The organism is Vibrio cyclitrophicus (genome assembly GCA_023206055.1).
GTDB lineage: Bacteria > Pseudomonadota > Gammaproteobacteria > Enterobacterales > Vibrionaceae > Vibrio > Vibrio cyclitrophicus_A.
Window position 1 is genome coordinate 2,680,805 of record CP065366.1, and the last position, 20,180, is coordinate 2,700,984.

Sequence of the window (20,180 nt, forward strand, 5' to 3'; positions counted from 1 at the left end):
CGGCTTTTTTGATATTAAGCTATTCGTTTTAGATACAAAACTAATCGCTTTTGATAAAGATCACTCGCTATTTGTCTGGAGTCTCAACTTTTTCTGTCTGGTCTGACGGTGGCAACAAACTGATGATCTCGCATTCCGTTGATATCAGTTTTTCCAGCTCAGAACCTTGTGTAATTAAGCGAAAGTCACCGTTAGTAATCACACCGAGTAGAATCGCTTTCGGGTACAACCCATTAAACTCACTCAGATCAAATGCCTCTGTTAACCCTGTGCTCTTAATTTGACTGCCTTGAGCCATCAACGAATTAAGCTTGGAATAAGTAATCCCTTCCGAAAACAAACTTCGATTACCATCGCGACTCACTTGATGCCTTTCATGCTTAGTCTCTGATGATTCAAGCTCAAACACCTTATTGGCGCCAAACTCATCTTGGTAGTGCATGCTGACTAGCGGGTTGGTTTGACGATAAGGTGAGACGATCATTGCGCGCCCTATCCCGTCCAATTCCAAATTGTTTTCCGCGTGGCTTGAGGCTGGGTTACCAAAATAGACATTCAGGTTATCCATACGCGCCAAACGAATGCTTTCCCAGTTGGTATCGGCAAGCACACTGTTGATATTATGTGTCGCCAGCACTTTGGCAAACTGGCGTGAAAACTGAGTCGCGCCAAAGAAGACAACGCCTTGCGCTTTCTCTTGCGTCACACCTAACCTTCTTGCCCACCAACTTGCGGTAAGGCTCTGAATCACAACCGTGCCTATGATGACCAAGAACACCATTGGAACCAGTAGATCAGCCCCATCAATCAATTGCTTCTCTTGAAGCTTGATTGCAAACAGAGAAGAAACTGCGGCAGCGACGATCCCGCGAGGCGCCATCCAACTCAAAAACCATTTATCTGCCGAGGTAAGATCCGTGCCGATCCCGCTGATCCACACACTCAGAGGACGAGCCACCAGCATAACGACCGCTAATAAGCCAATACCGCCCCAACCTATCGAGAAGAAAGTCCCCGAATCGAGTCGACTGGCTAGCAAAATAAACAACGCAGAAATGAGTAACACGGTCAGAGTTTCTTTGAATTCGATGATGTCTTCGAGATCCAAGCCTTTTACGTTGGCGAGCCATATCCCCATGATGGTCACGGTTAACAAACCCGATTCTTCACTCAAGTCATTGGAAAACGAGAAGGCCGCCAACATTAGCGTCAGTACCGCCACATTACGTAGATAGTGAGGTACCCAATGCCCTTGCAGCATCTTGGCAATCAAATGGCCACCGATGATCCCTAAGCCTAAACCTATGACTAGCGTCAGGCCCAGAGCTGACAGAACATGTCCGGTAGGGTCGGCAGAAGAAACAATGTACTCGTAGACAAGAACCGCAAACAGAGCTCCTATCGGGTCGATAACGATTCCCTCCCATCGCAAGATACTGCCTAACGAAGATTTAGGCTGAATACTGCGAAGCATGGGTACGATCACCGTAGGGCCCGTTACCACGACTAATGCACCGAATAGCGCCGCTAATGGCCAACTGAAATCCACAAAGTAGTAAGCACCAACAACAATGCATGCCCATGTAATCAACATGCCGAAACTCACGAGGTGAGTCACCATGCGACCGTGGCCTCTAATTTCCTTAAAGTTCAGGGTTAATGCCCCTTCAAATAGGATGATGGCAACGCCTAAGGAAATCATAGGAAACAGCACATCACCAAAAATGGCATCAGGATTTAGGACATTCAGGCCAGGACCTAACAACAGGCCAACGATGAGAAGAGGGAGAATTGCGGGAAGACGCAAACGCCAACCGAGCAGCTGACAAGCTAAAGACAAGAGTCCAATTAACGCCAAAGAAGAAGTAATCGACAAATCCATTTGTGCCCCTAAAAATTTGTACCACACCCTGTGACACAAACCTATTTGCTGAAACAAGAAAGCCTACATCATTAAACTATAGGCTCTGTTTTTCGTGCTAACCGAATATTAATGTGATTAATCAGTCACTTTACTATAGGGGAAATAAAGTGACTGACTCATCCACTCGGTACTTATCATCTAACTACAGAGAAAGCACCACGCCAGCAATCGCTGCGCTCATTAAGTTGGCAAGCACACCTGCACAAATCGCTTTAAAACCGTATTGTGAGATGAAAGAACGACGCTCTGGTACCAAGCTGCCCAAGCCACCGATTAGAATCGCCATGGTTGAGATGTTAGCAAAACCACATAGAGCAAAAGTCACGATCGCTTGTGAGTGTTCACTTAGCGCTTCTTTAGCATCCATTAGCTGGATGAAAGCCACGAACTCGTTCACGACAATCTTGTTACCGATCAATGAGCCGGCAACCACAGCCTCAGACCATGGCACACCGATCAGCCATGCAACGGGTGCGAACACATAACCTAGGATTAGCTCGAAGCTTAGGTTTACGCCAAACCAGCCACCAACAATACCTAATAAGCCATTCAGCATAGCAATCACACTGATAAAGGCTAGAAGTGTCGCACCCACCGCAACGGCAATACGAAGTCCAGACATAGCCCCATCTGCCATTGCCTCAACTACGTTTGTTGCTCGTGGAATTTCTACATCAGACTCAATATTTTCTTGAGCGTCATCTGGGCTACCAGGAACTAAGATTTTAGCCATCAATAGACCGGCTGGTGCAGACATGAATGCCGCAGCGATCAGAAAGTTTAGGTCAACACCTAGCGATGCATAACCCACTAGCGTGCCACCAGCGACAGAAGCCAAGCCACACACCATCACAGCAAACAGTTGTGAATCCGTCATGTGCTTTAGGTAAGGCTTAACCACCAATGGCGCTTCAATCATGCCAACAAAGATGTTGGCAGTCGCAGACAGTGACTCTGCACGACCTGTGCCCAAGAACTTCTGCAGCGCGCCACCGATAAGGTTGATCACCTTTGGCATAAAGCCGATGTGGTACAAACCCGAGATCAGTGCAGAGAAAAAGATAATGATGCCTAGAACGTTAATCGCGAAAACGAAACCGTTATTCGTAAGGCCACCAAATAGGAAGTTGATCCCCTCTTGACCGTAGTTGATCAAGCTAGATACCGCACCTGTGGCTGCATTCAACGCTTCTTTACCCATTGGTACATACAGAACCAACAGCGCGAATGAGATTTGTAATAAGAAAGCCAAAGAGACTGTTCTTAGTGGAATATTTTTTCTGTCCGTAGATAGTAACCAAGCGGCAACTAAAATAGTGATAATTCCAAGTAGCGAAGCCATGTGCATCAACCTAAAAGTTGTAGATAGGAAAGGCGACGCATTCTATAGAGGAAATCGTTTGCGGCAAGTGGCGGTTGTTAACGTGATGTTGGGGTAATCACCTTTGAGTAATGATATAAATTAAGTTATTGAATTTTAATAATTAAGTTTGATTAAAAACCATACTTTTTCCATATGGAAATTATATTTATAGATTTGGAAACAGTTAACGATGCAGTTCAACGCAAGTTTTCAGGTTTTCATCCCAGTATGTCGGCGATCCAATATGATCTTTGATGAACTCAATCACCGCAGAAAGCTTCTTCGGCATGTTCTTTCGACTCGGATACACGGCATAAAATGGCATTAATTGGCTAGCTCGCCATTCCGGCAAAACTTGGATTAATTTGCCCGTTCTAAACTCTTCCTTCACAAGGTAAGTTGCCAGATAAGCAACGCCCCACCCTGACACGGCTGCGTCTCGCACTGCCTCAGCTAAATCCACCGAGTAATCACCCGCCACTTTAACACTGAGGTTTTCTTGGCCATTATCAAATGCCCAAGATGTGTAATCTCGCTCTCGGCTGCGATAGATAAGGCAGTTATGGTCTATCAGATCAGAAGGTACATGTGGAGTCCCAGCTTTAATCAGATAATCCGGCGATGCTGCCACCACAAACTGACTGTCTGCCAATCGCTGCGCAATATAACCTTCGGGCAAATCTTCGTTATTGGTGATCCAGAGATCCAATCGCTCTTCAATCATATCCACTTTGTAGTCAAACAAATGCACTTCAATTCTGAGCTGAGGATAAAGCTGCCTGAGCTGATCAATCGCAGGAATGATGTGCAAAGTACCAAATGACTGCGACAACCCAACTCGCAATATTCCAGAGATGTCATCACGCTGGCTGTCCATATCCATTTGAGCCGCTTTTACCGTGTTAAACAGCTGCTCACAGTGCTGATAGAACACTTCTCCGGCTTCGGTCAACGTTAAGCTACGTGTGGTTCGTTGTACCAACTTGATGCCGATTGAGTCTTCAAGCAAAGCAACTTGCTTACTGATATGAGACACCGAAACGTTCAAGCTTTTTGCAGCACTGGTAAAGCCTTCATGCTTAATTAACGCATGGAATATCACCATCTGTGCAGCTCTATCTGTTAGCACAAGGCCACCTTCTTAAAATCTCTGAAATATAAAATCAAAAAGGACTCCGAAGAGTCCTTTAGTTCGTTCTGCCTATGGTAGGCCAAATGCTATCAAAGCAAGCCATACCGACTAATAAAATTAAGCCTACTAATCAAACTTAATTCTGTCTGCTAAGTGGCTAACTGCCAAAGCAAAGTAGTAAGAACGATTCCACTTCATTAACACATTGTAGTTGTTGTAAATGAGGTACGAACGACCCGCTTCGTCATCCGGCATAATCAACCAAGCTTTAATGTCTTCATCAAGCGTCGGCAGTGGGCGATCGTCGTAGCGCTTAATACCAAGTTCAGACCACTCTTTTAGGTACTTCGCTTTGTCTTCAGTTCGGCCTTGTAAATCAATAGACACGGTTGACGGTACGTGAACCTGACGGCCCCAAGTGTACTTATCATCCCAACCTGATTGGCTAAGGTAATTGGCTGCCGAAGCAAACACATCTTCTTCAGTGCCCCAAATGTCTTTCTTACCGTCGCCATTACCATCAGCGGCAAACGCTAAGAATGAGCTTGGCATAAACTGAGGTTGCCCCATCGCCCCAGCCCAAGAGCCTTTCATCTCTTTTGGTGCAATATGGCCTTGATCAAGAATCTTCAACGCCGCCATTGCTTCGCTACGGAAAAACGCTTCTCTGCGACCTTCGTAAGCCATAGTCGTTAGAGCATCGATAACACTGTAGTTACCGGTGAACTTACCAAAGTTACTCTCAACACCCCATAGTGCGACAATGAATCTTGGTTGAACGCCATATTCATCACCAATACGCTTTAACGAAGTGTAATGCTTCTTATAAAGTGATCTGGCTTGCTTCACTTTCCAATCTGGTACCGCTCGTGGAATGTATTCATCCAGAGTCAGCTTCTTCTCAGGTTGGTTTTTGTCGGCTTTCACCGCTCTTGGCTTAAACGTTACACCATCAAAGGCTTCATCAATGATCGCTTCAGAAACGCCTTCTTCACGGCCTTGTTGCTTTAGTTTTTCTACATATTGTTCGAAGCTCAATTCTTCAGCGTGTACTGAGCTAATGGTCAGACTATTACCCAAAAGTAATGCCGACACAGCCAATATGGTTTTCGAAAATTTACTCAACGATCATTCCTCCTTGAATTGAGGTGGATATCACTCTTCGTCTTGAGATTTCTGTTGGGCTTTACGCTCTTTATGAAGCTCAAGTTCGTTAACTGGTGGTGGCGGAACCTGCAAAAAGAAACCATCAGTATTCAGTGATTCTTTCACTTTTTCGATGTTTACTTGAGCCAGTTTACGGCCATCCATTTTAATTACCATTACAAAACTAGGTTTACCAAACATTTGCATCAATGCGTCAGGAACTTGTGAAAAATCATCCTTCTTAGGGATATAAAGGTATGTTCCTTCTTTCTTTGAGCTTTTATATATAGAACACAGCATGACAAACCTTTTTAATTGATTATGACTACAAAACTCTCACTTGCGAGATCAATAGTTTATGTTAGGGAAATATTGAGAACAAAACGTCCATTTGACAACAAGATTACTTGCTGTGCTTGGTTTGGGAATATAACATGATAAACCTAGTTTCAGGCAATGCCCTTTATTTTATTGATAAAGAAATTGTACCAATTCGCTATTGAGGTCCTGTAGTTTTTCGATGTCTAGTAACCCAGATCTAAAAGGTAGCAGCTTTACGCTATCTGTTTTGCACTTATCCGATGATCAAGTCGAAAATGCAGTGTCTTTTCTTCAAGAGAAGGTAGACCAAGCACCCACGTTTTTCGCAGCTGCGCCTGTTGTTATCAACATCAGCAAAGTCGCAGGCGATATCGATTTTGTGCAACTGAAAAATGGTATCTCTCAAGCGGGTATGATCCCGGTTGGCGTGGCTGGCTGCTCTGATAAGCGTATGCAAAATCTCGCGAAAGAAGCGGGCTTTGCTGTCATGACGGCAAGCAAGTCTCCGTCGCAAGCTCCAGCGAAGATGGCACCGATCAAGGTGATAAGGACCCCTATTCGTTCTGGTCAGCAGGTTTATGCGAAAGATGGCGATCTATTGATACTCAGCCATGTGAGTGCAGGCGCAGAAGTGATTGCCGATGGCAGCATCCATATTCATGGCACATTACGCGGCCGTGCGATTGCAGGTGCAAGTGGTCAAACTGAAGCAAAAATAATTTGTAATGATTTACAAGCCGAGCTGGTGTCCATTGCTGGAAATTACTGGCTCAGCGATCAAATTGAAAGCGAGTACTGGCAGAAGAAAACCATGTTCAGTATGGCAAGCGATGTATTACACGTTGACGTCCTCGCAATATAAGAGAAATAAAAGGAAAAAATAATGGCACGCATTATCGTTGTAACGTCAGGTAAAGGCGGGGTAGGCAAAACGACCTCTAGTGCAGCTATTGCCTCAGGTCTGGCTTTAAAAGGGAAGAAAACCGCAGTTATCGACTTTGATATCGGTCTGCGTAACCTAGATTTAATCATGGGTTGTGAGCGTCGTGTTGTTTACGATTTCGTTAACGTTATCAATGGTGAAGCAACGCTGAACCAAGCGATGATCAAAGACAAGCGCACAGAAAACCTATTCATTCTCCCGGCTTCTCAAACTCGTGATAAAGACGCACTAACCAAAGACGGTGTTCGTCGCGTATTTGATGAATTGGATGAGATGGGCTTTGATTTCATCATCTGTGATTCTCCTGCGGGTATCGAGCAAGGCGCTCTAATGGCGTTGTACTTTGCTGATGAAGCGATTGTAACGACCAACCCTGAAGTCTCTTCTGTACGCGACTCAGACCGCATTCTAGGTATTCTTGACTCTAAATCTCGTCGTTCTGAAGACGGTTTAGAGCCAGTGAAAACTCACCTTCTACTGACTCGCTACAACCCAGCACGCGTAACTCAAGGTGAGATGCTGAGTGTAGAAGACGTTGAAGAGATCCTACACATCTCTCTACTGGGCGTGATTCCAGAGAGCCAAGCGGTACTGAACGCATCGAACAAGGGTGTTCCAGTTATCTTTGACGAAGCAACCGACGCAGGTATGGCTTACAATGATACTGTAGAGCGACTACTAGGTAGCCAAGTGGACTTCCGTTTCTTAACGGAGCAGAAGAAAGGCATCTTCAAAAGACTGTTCGGGGGCTAATACGCAATGTCATTACTAGAGTTTTTCAGACCACAGAAAAAGACAACTGCAAACCTAGCCAAAGAACGTTTGCAGATCATTGTTGCAGAGCGACGCAGTCATGACGACCCAGCGCCGTCTTACCTGCCGCAACTAAAAGAAGACATCTTGAAGTGTATTGCCAAGTACGTTGAGGTCGATCCATCAATGGTTGATCTGACTTTCGAACACAAAGATGATGACATCTCAGTACTAGAGCTGAATGTTAAGCTTCCAGAAGAAGATCGATAGCCTTTCTTAACAAGATAGACAGGCATACGCTTGCTTATATTGATCGAATAAAAAAAGAGAGCCTAGGCTCTCTTTTTTTATCTGCAGTTTATAGCTGTAACTAAGTTAGATTTTATAACAGCAAGCGGTTATTTGATCGCTTTACTCAGCTTTTCGCCAACCACATCTAAACGCCAGCCTTGCATAACATCAGGTAGCTTTTCAGGGTTACGTTGGTGTTTCCAAACCCAGCTTAACACTTGATTAAGTTGCTTCTTCGATGCCAAAAACTCGGTCGCTAAACCGCTATGTTGTGATGCTGTTTTCACTTCATCTTTCAACACCTTGAAAAGCTGCTTGTAGCCAGGAAAATCCATTAGACGTTCCACTGGTGCTGGGTACTCTTCTTCTGGTGTATGTTCAGCTAATTTAACGATTGAGCTGATCTTCGCACCATGGCGACGAACAGAGCGGTAATCGAAACCTTCCTGTTCCATGTGCTTAGGATCTTTCATCGCGAAACGCGCCACAGCCCATAAGTCTTGCTCTTTGAAGACAAAATTCAGTGCTAAATCGCGCTTGATTGCTTCTTTTAGACGCCAAGTTGCTAGCGGTCGTAAGATCGCTAGCTGCTTAGGTTTAAGCTGCCACGCCCCTTTAATATCAAGGTAGGCAGTGTCTGGGTTTACTTTACGAATGCGTTTGGCAACTTGTAAATCAGACTCTTGTTGAGCCGCTTCCCACCAGCCAGCTTCCATCACTTTTTCTAGAAGCTTGTTGTACATTGGCATTAGGTAATGCACGTCTGCCGCTGCGTAGTCCAATTGCTTTTGAGAAAGCGGACGCGCCAGCCAGTCGGTGCGAGATTCACTCTTATCGAGATCGACACCGACAAACTCTGAAACCAGAGCAGCAAAGCCCGTTGATAAGCCATGACCTAAGAAAGCCGCCATGATCTGAGTATCAACCATTGGTGTTGGTGTACAGCCAAATGCGTTTTGGAACACTTCCAAATCTTCGCCGCAAGCGTGCAGCACTTTCAGAACAGAGGTGTCTTTCAACAATCCAACAAATGGTGTCATTTCACCAAGAGCAATAGGGTCAATCAGTGACAGCGTTTCACCATCAAATAACTGAATCAAGCCTAATTGAGGGTAATAGGTTCTTGTACGAACAAACTCCGTATCAAGCATAACGACATCGGCTTCACGTGCTTGTTGGCAAACTCGCTCAAGGTCTTTCAATTGGGTAATGATTTGATAATCCACAAAAACTCTCACAGGTTTCTATTTGATCGCCGGATACAAAAATGCCGACATTAACTGTCGGCATTCTAACACCATTTTTCAGCGCTCGCTTAGTTTAAGCGCCTCAATGGTTATGGTGTAGTACTTTCTCGTCAACGAGCTAATTATTCGCTAGCGCGTTTCGCAAGTTCTGCATCGTTTTCTTCACGCAGTACGCGTCGTAAGATCTTACCTACGTTAGTCTTTGGAAGATCATCTCTGAACTCGACTAATTTAGGGATCTTGTAACCCGTTAGGTGCTCACGACAGTGCGCGATAATATCTTCTTTGGTCAGGCTAGGGTCACGCTTAACCACGTAGATCTTAACCAACTCACCAGACACTTCGTGAGGTTGACCGATAGCCGCCACTTCTAACACTTTGCCATGCAGAGCCACGACGTCTTCAATCTCGTTCGGGTAGACGTTGAATCCAGACACAAGAATCATGTCTTTCTTACGGTCAACGATGTATAGCAAGCCTTCTTCGTCAAACTTGACGATGTCACCTGTCGATAACCAACCGTCTTGATCGATCACTTCTTTAGTCGCTTCAGGGCGCTGCCAGTAACCTTGCATCACTTGAGGTCCACGAACTTGTAGCTCGCCCACTTGGTCATTAGCAATAACCTTGCCTTCATCATCAACAATACGAACCTCTGTCGATGGTACTGGTAGGCCGATAGCACCAGTGTAGTCTTTGAGGTCGTATGGGTTACCTGTTACCAATGGTGAGCATTCGGTTAAGCCATAGCCTTCCAATAGGTGAATGCCTGTTGCTTTCTTCCATTGCTCAGCAACAGCGCGTTGAACCGCCATGCCACCGCCAACAGATAGGCGTAGGTTACTGAAATCCAATTCGTGGAAATCTTCGTTATTAACTAGCGCATTAAACAGTGTGTTTACACCGGTAATCGCGGTAAACGGCACCTTTTGCAGCTCTTTAATAAAGCCAGGAATATCACGAGGGTTAGTAATTAAAAGGTTACGACCACCCATCTCAACAAACAGTAAGCAGTTTACCGTCAGTGCAAATACGTGGTAAAGCGGTAATGCCGTTACAACCAACTCGCGGCCTTCTTGCAGAACAGGACCGTAAGCCCCTTTAGCTTGAAGTACGTTCGCAATCATATTGCGGTGCGTTAGGATTGCGCCCTTCGCTACACCCGTTGTTCCACCCGTGTACTGAAGGAACGCAATGTCATCACCCGCCATGAACGGCTTCACATATTGAAGACGACGACCTTTGTGCAGCGCTTTTCTGAATGAGATAGCACCCGGCAGATCATACTTAGGCACCATGCCTTTTACGTATTTCACTACGAAGTCGACAATTGTACCTTTCGCGCGTGGCAGCATTTGCCCTAGGCTAGTTAGAACTACGTGTTTAACCGGCGTGTTATCAACGACTTTCTCTAGCGTGCTCGCAAAATTAGATACGATAACAATCGCCTTTGCACCAGAATCGTTCAGTTGATGTTCAAGCTCACGAGGTGTGTACAGTGGGTTGACGTTCACTGCAATCATACCGGCACGCAATACACCAAACAGTGCAATTGGGTATTGCAGTAGGTTTGGCATCATTAGCGCGACGCGATCGCCCTTCTTCAGTTTCAAGTCATTCTGTAGGTAAGCAGCGAAAGCACGGCTGCGCTCTTCAAGCTTACGGAATGTCATAATCGAGCCCATGTTCTCGAATGCAGGTTGGTCCGCGTACTTCTGTACCGACTGTTCAAACATTTCTACAAGAGATGGGTACTGATCTGGGTTGATCGTTTCTGGTACGTCACTTGGATAACGTGAAAGCCAAGGTTTATCCACGATGTTACTCCTCGTTTATCAGCTGACGACTGCTTCGCCGCTTTTTATCATTGCGGTATTACAGCACAGCTTTAGTGCATGAGCACTAAAAGGCTCAAACACTTGTTTAAATTTTGTTAACTACACCAAGAATTAGCTCTGAAACTAGCTCTGGGCTCTCTAAATGACAATGATGTCCGCCAGGAACAGTCTCTATATGCAGAGGACTATGCACTGATTTGTAGCGATTATGCTGCAAATGTCGGAATCCATCATTCCCTAGGATTATTAATTGAGGGCATTCAATAGCCGCCATAATCACTTCAGCGTGCGCCTGTGACATTCGATATAACGAGTCACATTTTAGATTAGGGTCGCATCGCCATTGCCAAGAGTTCTCAAACTCGACAATACCTCGCTCAACAATAGGAGCGATTAATTCAGCATTAATTTGGTTGGCGTGAGCTCTCAGCTTAATAGCATCCTCAAGGCTTGCCAGAGGACGTGAAGGCTTTCTTCGCTGTCGAAGACGACTGAGTACCCCATCCCTCAAGCGAGAGACTGTTTCGTGGGGAGCTTCAGAAAGAGGTCCGTGACCTTCAATTTGAATTAATCCTGACACCTTTTCAGGAAAGGCGGCACTATAGCAACTTGCGATCAATGCACCAAGTGAATGTCCTACTAGTACCAGTCTGTTTGGCGATAATTTAATCACCAACTGATGCAAGTCATCAATATAATCATGAAATGGGTAGTAACTTCCCGATTTGTGGGAAGAGAAACCGTGTCCGAAGAGATCAATAGCAACAAGGTGAGCATTGGGAGCAAGCTTGGCTACTTGCTGTAAAATCTGATTAAAACTGGATGAATTATCCAACCACCCATGAATAAAAACGACCGTCGTTGCGGTCGTTTGTGGGTTACCAATTTGTTGTGTTGCAAGCGTCCCGCAGGCAAGGGAATATGACTTTTCAATCATCAAACATCTAATTCCGTCTAGTTGTGCAATAAACGTTTAATAAAGTTAATTACTCTACGTCTTTTATCACTCGACCTTGTCTTGGCATCGTTTGAAAACTGCGACAATGTAGACTTCTGCAAGAGTAATAAGTTGGTGCAAAATCGTTAACAACAACTCGTTCCGTAATGTTCCACAGTCGTTGGTTGTCCACTTTCATTACAGGGAAAGTGTAAGGGTATTCCCCTATTTTTCCATCTTCACTACCATTGGATTGACCAACTAATGTAATCAAACGGCCTTCTGCAAAACTTAGAGGCTCAACATACCCTTCAATGTAACCAACAAAACGTCCGCTTGGCTCTGCGTCTAGATCTGGCTTACCGCTACTCGAAATCGGCATATTAGCGACTTCGATTCGAGTCTTATCTTTCAAGTTTGTTACTTTAGATATCACGCCACCTAATCGAACACTTTGCGCATCCGGTAGTTGGTCGACCCATTGCTGGTAATCGCTAATCACAGGCTCTGATTTTGCTTCAAGCTCGCTAGGGAGTGATGAACACCCGGCAAGTACCACGACACCAAGAGAAACGGCGATTAAGCGTAATTTAGAGAGATAGTTTGACATGGTTCTGGTCCTTAAACAGGCATTAATAAGAAGCTCTAGATGTAGATATCGACACCGATAAGCTTTGCAAGTTCTTCTTTCTTCGCCTGATTCATTACATCCATATACTCTTCCATAGCCTTACGTCCTCGGCCTTCTGGAAGATCATACTGGATTTGAGCCTTGTGTAGTTCAGACTCTTTAACTTGGCGAATAGAGTGAGAAACAGCATTAGCCACCTTAGTCGGTTGCCCAACCGCAGTGCTAGCATCAGATTTTTTTGCCTGCTCCTTCTTTTTAATTCGATTAGGCTTAGACGCACTGCCTATCGAAGAAGGAGGTAAGTTGTTAATTGATACCATGACTAAATATCTGCCCTCTCAAATCTAAATAATACGCATTTAGATCTAATTTGCATCAGAACCTTGTAAAAATTATTCGCGACCTGGCAGTTTCTTCCAAGTCACTTTATCACGAAGATAAACTGGCTCAGACTCTTCAGCTGCAACCGCTTTGCCTTCTGCGTAAGCAAATTGAGCAAGGAACGCCATATCTTGAGCTTCTGGGAATAAAACCTCACACGCTTTGGTGTTGATCGCTAGAGTATCCATATGTTCTGCGTACGCTTCCCAACCTGTGCCGACTTTTGCCCATGTTTCAGAGCCTGCTTCTAACTGCGAAGCCAATTCGCTTGGTGGTGTAACACATTCAGCATCAACTGCTGTCCAGCGACCGTCTTGTTCACGGCTATAACGAGCCCAGTACACTTCACTCATACGCGCATCAATCGCTGTTGCTACATGAGTTTCACCAAATTTACGGTAGCTGCCTTGCGCCATCGCTGCCAGCGTAGAGACACCGATCATTGGTAAATCCGCACCAAAAGCCAAGCCTTGAGCAATACCAATACCAATACGTAAACCAGTGAAACTGCCTGGGCCTTGGCCAAACGCGATAGCATCGATATCGGTTAAAGCGACATTCGCTTCTTTCAGTACTTCATCAACCATAGGTAGAATTTTTTTCGTATGGTCTCGAGGAGCCTCTTCGCTACGTGCGAACACCTGGTCACCGATTACTAATGCAACTGAACAATTTTCAGTTGCGGTATCTACTGCAAGAATTTTCGCGCTCATTTGTGTCTCAAATATCTGTTATCTAATCTAAAAATAATGGCTAAACTCAACAATGCCACTTAATCAGCAGCGGTTGAATGGTCTTTAGCTAAGAATTCTTTAATGACCCCTAAGTCACGGGTACGTGGAATGGGCGGTAAACTCGCCAAAAATATGCCACCGTAATCGCGAGTCACCAATCGGTTATCGCAAATAATCAAAGCGCCATTATCGCGCTTGTCACGTATCAATCGGCCGACACCTTGTTTCAAGGTAATCACAGCGTCTGGCAACTGTACTTGTGCAAAAGGATCACCCCCTTTTAGCTTACAATCCTCGATTCGAGCCTTAAGTAAAGGGTCATCAGGGGCCGTAAAGGGCAATTTGTCGATGATAACACAGCTTAATGCGTCGCCCCTAACATCTATCCCTTCCCAAAAAGCGCCTGTCGCCACGAGCAATGCGTTACCCAATTCCATGAACTCGGCTAAAGTTTTTTGCTTACTTGTCTCACCTTGCAATAGAACGGGAACCGTGAGGGTTTCTCGGAATCGCTCGCCCAACTCTTTCATCATGCTGTGTGAAGTACACAAGAAGAAACAGCGACCTTGGTTTTGCTCGATCACAGGAGTCAGCATTTTAACTAGCTTATCCGCCAACCCCGGACTATTCGGTTCTGGAAGATAACGAGGCACACACAATCGCGCCTGATTCGGGTAATCAAATGGGCTCGGCAATGAAAACTGTGCAGACGGCTTTAATCCAAGTCGAGATGTGAAGTGGTCGAAATCATCCGACACCGCTAGCGTTGCTGAGGTAAACACCCACGCGCCCGGCTTCAGCTCAATCTGCTCGTAGAATTTATCGGCGACTGAAAGCGGTGTGATGTGCAAAGCGAATTGCCTTGGTGTTGTGTCATACCAATAGGAGTACCCCGTAATCGACACATCGCACACACGCTCAATACGTGACTTAATCATGTTTGCGCGCTCGAAGGCAGTGTCTAACAGCTGGCTTCGACCCAATGCTAATTTCAATACATCAACGGCCAGTTGCAACGCATCTTGTAGACGAACAAGTTCTCGTGCAATCGATTCGGATTTCAATGCTTCACGCCAGTTACCACGAAAGCCGGTATCACCGAGTACGATACGCAGATCGGCTGACGATTGAATGAGCCTCTCGCCAACTTTTTGTAGCTGACGCATGTCTTTAGCTTCAGTGCGGTAAGCGATTTCAATGTCTTTGGCTAGTTCTTGGATTTGTCGGCTTGATACTGATTGTCCAAAGTACTGACTGGCAATATCGGGAAGCTGATGCGCTTCATCGAAAATAAACACATCGGCTTCAGGAATCAGCTCACCGAATCCGGTCTCTTTAATCGCTAAATCCGCTAAGAACAAGTGGTGGTTCACTACAACCACATCAGAGTCCATCGCTTTTTTACGCGCTTTCAACACAAAGCAATCGGTGTAGCTTGGGCACTCTTTACCTAAGCAGTTGTCGTTAGTTGAGGTAATAGTTGGAATAACTGGGCTATCTTCAGCAATGTCATCGCAATCGCCTAAGTCACCCGTTTGAGTCGCCGAAGACCAACTGCGCACTTTCACCAACTGCGCTAACAATGTTGGGTCGGTATGAGTGCCATGACTTTCGATCATCTGGCGGCTCAAGCGGTCCAAACACAAATAGTTTGAACGTCCTTTGAGTAACGCAACCTGACCATAAAAGCCAAGCGCATCGACCATTAATGGCAAATCTCTGTGAAAAAGCTGTTCTTGGAGGTTTTTAGACCCCGTACTAATGATGGTTTTCTTGCCACTAAGGAGCGCTGGCACTAAGTAAGCAAAGGTCTTACCGGTACCCGTTCCCGCTTCAACAACTAACTGGCTTTGTTTCTCAATAGCTTGTGAAACCGCTTCAGCCATGTCTAACTGAGCTTGTCTTGGTTGAAACCCTGGGATTGCTTTGCCCAGAGCGCCATCAGCAGAAAACGTTTTAGATATCATAGAGTACGTGGTTTAGAAAAATAGAAGGCGAATTATGGCAGGTTTATTGAGCCGGTGCGAATCAAGTATGACTTCGCACCGGAGGTGTCTATCGAATAGAACATGACAGGCTAAGTCCTTCTTACCGACCTAGCCCAAAACAAATGAAAGGGTTGTTTAACTACTTACGATTCAAATAACGAGACAACCAAGGTGCACCAGTAAAGTCAGTGTCACTTGATTGCATGGCTTTAGCAGCATCAGTCGGAGAGGCCTTGCTTTCCCACATTTCATCAAGAACGTTGCCGTCCACCTGAACATCACCAACTAATGAATTTACACGCTTACAATATAACTTTTTCGCTAGTAACTCTTTATCCATAAATGATCACCTATGCATGGCTGAAAATGTTGGCTTGCTCTAGTGGGACTTGACCGAGAATGTCGGTTAAACCGTCAGAAATCTAACCTCTACCTGAATTTATTAAGCCTCTCAATTTATTAATCCCCTAAATGAACGGTAGATTTTGTTGAAACCAAATTGATAATAGATTAATTATAACGGTGATATTGCGGCTCAGTTCACCGTTCGACGGCCTGCATTAAATTTTGAAAAATCCCGATTTCATATAATAAGTGCAACATTTCATGGAAGTAAGATGCAAATGGAAAGAAAAACTTTATTAACACATTGTACTGATGCCCCAGGCCTCATATCAAAGATCACCAACATTTGTTACAAGCACCAACTCAATATTATTCACAACAACGAGTTCGTTGATAACACTAGTGGCCACTTCTTTATGCGCACTGAGCTTGAAGGGTATTTCAATGATGAAACCTTACTTGCCGATTTAGACCAAGCCCTACCAGAAAAGACAAAACGTAAGCTTGTTGATTCATCTCGTAAGCGTGTCGTGATACTCGTGACTAAAGAAGCGCATTGCCTTGGCGATATTCTGATGAAGAACTTCGATGGCAGTTTGGATGTAGAAATTGCCGCTGTAGTTGGCAACTACGATACTCTGCAAAGCTTAACCGAGCGTTTTGATATTCCTTATCATCATGTTTCTCACGAGGGATTAAACCGTGAAGAACATGAGAAGAAGATGCTTGAAGTGATTGACCAGTATGAGGCGGACTATCTGGTTCTTGCTAAATACATGCGAGTACTGACTCCGGGTTTTGTTGAGAAGTACAACCACAAAATCATCAACATCCACCACAGCTTCTTGCCAGCATTCATTGGTGCTAAACCATACCAGCAAGCTTATGAACGCGGCGTAAAAATCATTGGTGCAACGGCGCACTTCGTGACAAACGATCTCGATGAAGGCCCAATCATCAAGCAAGATGTTATCCCAGTGGATCACAACTTCAGCGCGAAAGACATGGCTCAAGCGGGTCGTGATGTTGAGAAGAACGTATTGAGTAAGGCGCTAAACAAGGTGATCAATGATCATGTGTTTGTTTACGGCAACAAGACCGTGATTTTGTAAGTCGGGTCTTAAAAGCGATTTACAGTAAGACTTCCAGTTAGAACCCAATAAAAAACGCGCAACAGGGTTAACCCATTACGCGTTTTTTGTATCTGGTTATCAGACTAACTTTTAGAAATTCCCGACTGCGCTCCTTCGTCGCTATCGGGAATCACGAACTCGGTGATGAATCTTTTAGCTATAGGCTCCAACATCCGCCCTCCAACGCTCAGTCAGCACCTAAAGATAGACTTTGGCAAACACGATTAAACACTCCGTCATTCCGACGAGTTTAAGCGAGATCAGGAATCTCTTTCCTGTTAACTATCGACTGAGACTAAGCTTGCTCTGACTCCACAATCTTCTTCAACGAATGTGGGTGCAACTTGATGCAAATCCCTTGATGCTTGAATGCGACCGTTGGGTTATTCAAACGTTCACCCTCACCTTTCGGGCTAGAGAGTTTGATCTTAACGCCTTGCTCAGCCAAAGTTTCAAACTTAACGGCGAACTGTGGGTAGGTTTCTTTAAGATCCGCTAAATACTCATCGGCCGTTTGCGCGTGAGAAGGAATCACGAACTCAACATGCTCCCAGTCTTGAGACGGGTAAATTTTACCTTCTGCAGGGTACGGAAGCTCTAAACACTCAATCTTCCAACCAAGACTTTGCAATGGTTCATCGAAAGCCAACACCACAATGGGACGACCGTTAATCATCGCTTCTGAAATCGTAGAACCGTATTCAGACCATGCTTGATGTGCTGATTTCGCAAGCTCAGTTTCATTGATTCTTAATGCAATATGATCCGCTTGAGCAAAGCTTAAATCCAAACCCAATGTATTCCCTAGGTTCTCAATTTTCGCCATAAACGTATCAAGGCGCGCAATCATTTGTTGTGGTTCTAGTTCGGCTTGCTTCAGGCTCATCGTCATTATCTTTGTTCTCCAAATAATGGCTGCATGGTATCAGTTTTACTTTCAGCAACAAGCGTTGCTTTTGCAAAAAACATGTAATTAACACCCTATCTCAACAACCTAAATGGACAAACTCAGCTTATCAAAAGTTGTTTGTCAAAAACCCCTCAGGAAATGTGAATTTTCTATCAATCCGGCCTATAAGAAAGCTCTCAAAATTGGTATGATTACCGCCATTTTTGTGAACTTAAACAGAGTCTGTTGTTCATTTCAGCATTAAATCGTTAACTAGACGCATAATTAGCCAAATTTAATGCCCACGAAATAACGGCCACTCTTATTCATCCTTGAATTGAAGGAAACGCGTGTGAATATCCAAGCACTGATTAATGACAAAGTATCTCAGGCTCTAGAAGCCGCTGGCGCACCTGTAGGCTCTCCTGCGGCTGTTCGCCAATCTGCAAAACCACAATTTGGTGACTACCAAGCAAACGGCATTATGGGTGTTGCTAAACGACTAGGCACTAACCCTCGAGAATTTGCTCAAAAAGTATTGGACGTTCTAAACCTAGACGGTATCGCTTCTAAAGTTGAAATCGCAGGTCCAGGTTTCCTAAACATCTTCCTAGATGAGGCATTCCTAGCACAACAAGCAGACGCAGCACTGGCTGATTCTCGCCTTGGTGTTGCAGCAGCTGAAGCGCAAACCATTGTTGCTGACTACTCTGCACCAAACGTTGCAAAAGAAATGCACGTTGGTCACCTACGTTCAACGATCATCGGTGATGCTGTTGTTCGTACACTTGAGTTCTTAGGTCACAAAGTTATCCGTGCTAACCACATTGGTGACTGGGGTACTCAATTCGGTATGCTTATCGCAAACCTTGAGCGTATCCAAGCTGAAACGGGCGAAGTTTCAATGGAGCTTTCAGATCTTGAACAGTTCTACCGTGAATCTAAAAAGCTTTACGACGAAGACGAAGAATTCGCAGTAAAAGCACGTGGCTACGTAGTGAAACTGCAAAGCGGCGACGCATACTGCGCTGAAATGTGGAAAAAACTGGTTGACGTAACCATGGTTCAAAACCAACGTAACTACGATCGCCTAAACGTATCACTGACACGTGATGATGTAATGGGTGAAAGTATGTACAACCATATGCTTTCAAACATCGTTGCTGATCTACAAGCACAAGGCCTAGCAAAAGAGTCTGACGGCGCACAAGTTGTATTCCTAGACGAATACAAAAACAAAGACGGCGACCCGATGGGCGTTATCGTGCAAAAGCGTGACGGTGGCTTCCTATACACCACAACCGATATTGCATGTGCTAAATACCGTTTTGAAGAACTGGGCGCAGACCGCGTACTTTACTTCATCGACTCTCGTCAGCACCAACACCTAATGCAAGCTTGGACTATCGTTCGTAAAGCGGGTTATGTTCCTGAGTCTGTATCTCTTGAGCACCACGCATTCGGCATGATGCTAGGTAAAGATGGTAAGCCATTTAAAACTCGTGCAGGCGGCACAGTACGTCTTGCTGATCTTCTGGACGAAGCAGAAGTACGTGCAACTCAGCTGATCGAATCTAAAAACCCTGAGCTAGCAGAAGACGAGAAGAAAACCATCGCGAACACAGTAGCAATGGCGGCTGTTAAATACGCAGACCTTTCTAAGCACCGTACCACGGATTACGTGTTCGACTGGGAAAACATGCTGGCATTTGAAGGCAACACAGCACCGTACATGCAGTACGCGTACACTCGTGTCGCTTCAATCTTTGCTAAAGCAGGCATTTCTATGGACTCTCTTGAAGGTGAAATCAAAATCACTGAAGAGAAAGAGAAAGCACTTATCGCGAAACTTCTACAATTTGAAGAAGCGGTACAGTCTGTTGCTCGTGAAGGTCAACCGCACATCATGTGTAGCTACCTATTCGAACTTGCTGGTCAATTCTCTAGCTTCTACGAAGCATGCCCTATCCTTGTGGCTGAAGACGAAACCGTTAAACAGAGCCGCCTGAAGCTTGCTGCACTGACAGCTAAGACAATCAAGCAAGGTCTGTCACTTCTAGGTATCGAAACTCTAGAGCGTATGTAATTCCCTCCGGGTTACAATGAATAAATACAAAGGTTGATGTGAGAGCATCAACCTTTTGTTTTATCTAACGTATACTGAATTCAAGAAATCGAAATGGA

General features: G+C 44.9%; 19 protein-coding genes. 5 read left to right on the forward strand and 14 right to left on the reverse strand.

Annotated features, from left to right (window positions below):
* Positions 1 to 67: 67 nt before the first annotated feature.
* The 5 genes from ITG09_11715 to ITG09_11735 form a co-directional block, all read right to left on the reverse strand.
* Positions 68 to 1,882, reverse strand: a complete 1,815-nt coding sequence (locus tag ITG09_11715) for a sodium:proton antiporter (protein UPR51360.1) — start codon at positions 1,880 to 1,882, stop codon at positions 68 to 70.
* A 184-nt stretch (positions 1,883 to 2,066) separates the two neighbouring features.
* Positions 2,067 to 3,266: a NupC/NupG family nucleoside CNT transporter gene (locus ITG09_11720; protein ID UPR51361.1), complete on the reverse strand. Its 1,200-nt coding sequence runs from the start codon at positions 3,264 to 3,266 to the stop codon at positions 2,067 to 2,069.
* 205 nt (positions 3,267 to 3,471) lie between these two features.
* Positions 3,472 to 4,392, reverse strand: a complete 921-nt coding sequence (locus ITG09_11725) for a LysR family transcriptional regulator (protein UPR53635.1) — start codon at positions 4,390 to 4,392, stop codon at positions 3,472 to 3,474.
* 153 nt (positions 4,393 to 4,545) lie between these two features.
* Complete coding sequence (locus ITG09_11730) at positions 4,546 to 5,544, reverse strand: lytic murein transglycosylase (protein UPR51362.1); 999 nt, start codon at positions 5,542 to 5,544, stop codon at positions 4,546 to 4,548.
* Between the two features lie 30 nt (positions 5,545 to 5,574).
* Positions 5,575 to 5,865, reverse strand: a complete 291-nt coding sequence (locus tag ITG09_11735; GenBank protein UPR51363.1) for a YcgL domain-containing protein — start codon at positions 5,863 to 5,865, stop codon at positions 5,575 to 5,577.
* A gap of 220 nt (positions 5,866 to 6,085) precedes the next feature.
* Between ITG09_11735 and minC the strand changes: the two genes are divergently transcribed.
* The 3 genes from minC to minE are packed head-to-tail and all read left to right on the forward strand — an operon-like array spanning position 6,086 to position 7,852.
* Positions 6,086 to 6,748, forward strand: a complete 663-nt coding sequence (gene minC / locus ITG09_11740) for a septum site-determining protein MinC (GenBank protein ID UPR51364.1) — start codon at positions 6,086 to 6,088, stop codon at positions 6,746 to 6,748.
* A 21-nt stretch (positions 6,749 to 6,769) separates the two neighbouring features.
* Entirely contained in the window at positions 6,770 to 7,582 is an 813-nt protein-coding gene (minD, locus tag ITG09_11745) for a septum site-determining protein MinD (GenBank protein ID UPR51365.1), read from the forward strand.
* 6 nt (positions 7,583 to 7,588) lie between these two features.
* Positions 7,589 to 7,852, forward strand: coding sequence for a cell division topological specificity factor MinE (gene minE, locus ITG09_11750; protein ID UPR51366.1), 264 nt, complete (start codon positions 7,589 to 7,591; stop codon positions 7,850 to 7,852).
* 128 nt (positions 7,853 to 7,980) lie between these two features.
* Here minE and rnd read toward each other — a convergent pair whose 3' ends face one another.
* The 8 genes from rnd to ITG09_11790 all read right to left on the reverse strand — a co-directional run bounded on the left by rnd (position 7,981) and on the right by ITG09_11790 (position 15,969).
* Positions 7,981 to 9,099, reverse strand: a complete 1,119-nt coding sequence (gene rnd / locus ITG09_11755) for a ribonuclease D (GenBank protein UPR51367.1) — start codon at positions 9,097 to 9,099, stop codon at positions 7,981 to 7,983.
* Between the two features lie 143 nt (positions 9,100 to 9,242).
* A complete protein-coding gene (gene fadD / locus ITG09_11760; GenBank protein ID UPR51368.1) occupies positions 9,243 to 10,937 on the reverse strand; it encodes a long-chain-fatty-acid--CoA ligase FadD in 1,695 nt (564 codons plus the stop codon).
* A 106-nt stretch (positions 10,938 to 11,043) separates the two neighbouring features.
* The gene (locus tag ITG09_11765; GenBank protein UPR53636.1) at positions 11,044 to 11,895 is read right to left on the reverse strand and encodes an alpha/beta hydrolase; all 852 of its coding nucleotides are present in this window, start codon (positions 11,893 to 11,895) and stop codon (positions 11,044 to 11,046) included.
* 49 nt (positions 11,896 to 11,944) lie between these two features.
* The gene (locus tag ITG09_11770; GenBank protein ID UPR51369.1) at positions 11,945 to 12,505 is read right to left on the reverse strand and encodes a Slp family lipoprotein; all 561 of its coding nucleotides are present in this window, start codon (positions 12,503 to 12,505) and stop codon (positions 11,945 to 11,947) included.
* 35 nt (positions 12,506 to 12,540) lie between these two features.
* Positions 12,541 to 12,846 carry a chromosome partitioning protein ParA gene (locus ITG09_11775; protein UPR51370.1) on the reverse strand — a complete coding sequence of 102 codons (306 nt, stop codon included), beginning with the start codon at positions 12,844 to 12,846 and terminating at the stop codon, positions 12,541 to 12,543.
* 72 nt (positions 12,847 to 12,918) lie between these two features.
* Positions 12,919 to 13,620: a tRNA (adenosine(37)-N6)-threonylcarbamoyltransferase complex dimerization subunit type 1 TsaB gene (gene tsaB, locus ITG09_11780; protein ID UPR51371.1), complete on the reverse strand. Its 702-nt coding sequence runs from the start codon at positions 13,618 to 13,620 to the stop codon at positions 12,919 to 12,921.
* 59 nt (positions 13,621 to 13,679) lie between these two features.
* Positions 13,680 to 15,608, reverse strand: coding sequence for an ATP-dependent DNA helicase (locus ITG09_11785; protein ID UPR51372.1), 1,929 nt, complete (start codon positions 15,606 to 15,608; stop codon positions 13,680 to 13,682).
* Positions 15,609 to 15,768: 160 nt separating this feature from the next.
* Positions 15,769 to 15,969, reverse strand: a complete 201-nt coding sequence (locus ITG09_11790; protein UPR51373.1) for a hypothetical protein — start codon at positions 15,967 to 15,969, stop codon at positions 15,769 to 15,771.
* A gap of 283 nt (positions 15,970 to 16,252) precedes the next feature.
* Here ITG09_11790 and purU point away from each other — a divergent pair, with 283 nt between their 5' ends.
* Positions 16,253 to 17,086, forward strand: coding sequence for a formyltetrahydrofolate deformylase (purU, locus tag ITG09_11795; GenBank protein ID UPR51374.1), 834 nt, complete (start codon positions 16,253 to 16,255; stop codon positions 17,084 to 17,086).
* 316 nt (positions 17,087 to 17,402) lie between these two features.
* Here the strand turns inward: purU and ITG09_11800 are convergent, their stop codons facing one another.
* Positions 17,403 to 17,999, reverse strand: coding sequence for a VOC family protein (locus ITG09_11800; protein UPR51375.1), 597 nt, complete (start codon positions 17,997 to 17,999; stop codon positions 17,403 to 17,405).
* A 349-nt stretch (positions 18,000 to 18,348) separates the two neighbouring features.
* Here ITG09_11800 and argS point away from each other — a divergent pair, with 349 nt between their 5' ends.
* Entirely contained in the window at positions 18,349 to 20,082 is a 1,734-nt protein-coding gene (gene argS / locus ITG09_11805; protein ID UPR51376.1) for an arginine--tRNA ligase, read from the forward strand.
* Positions 20,083 to 20,180 lie beyond the last annotated feature (98 nt).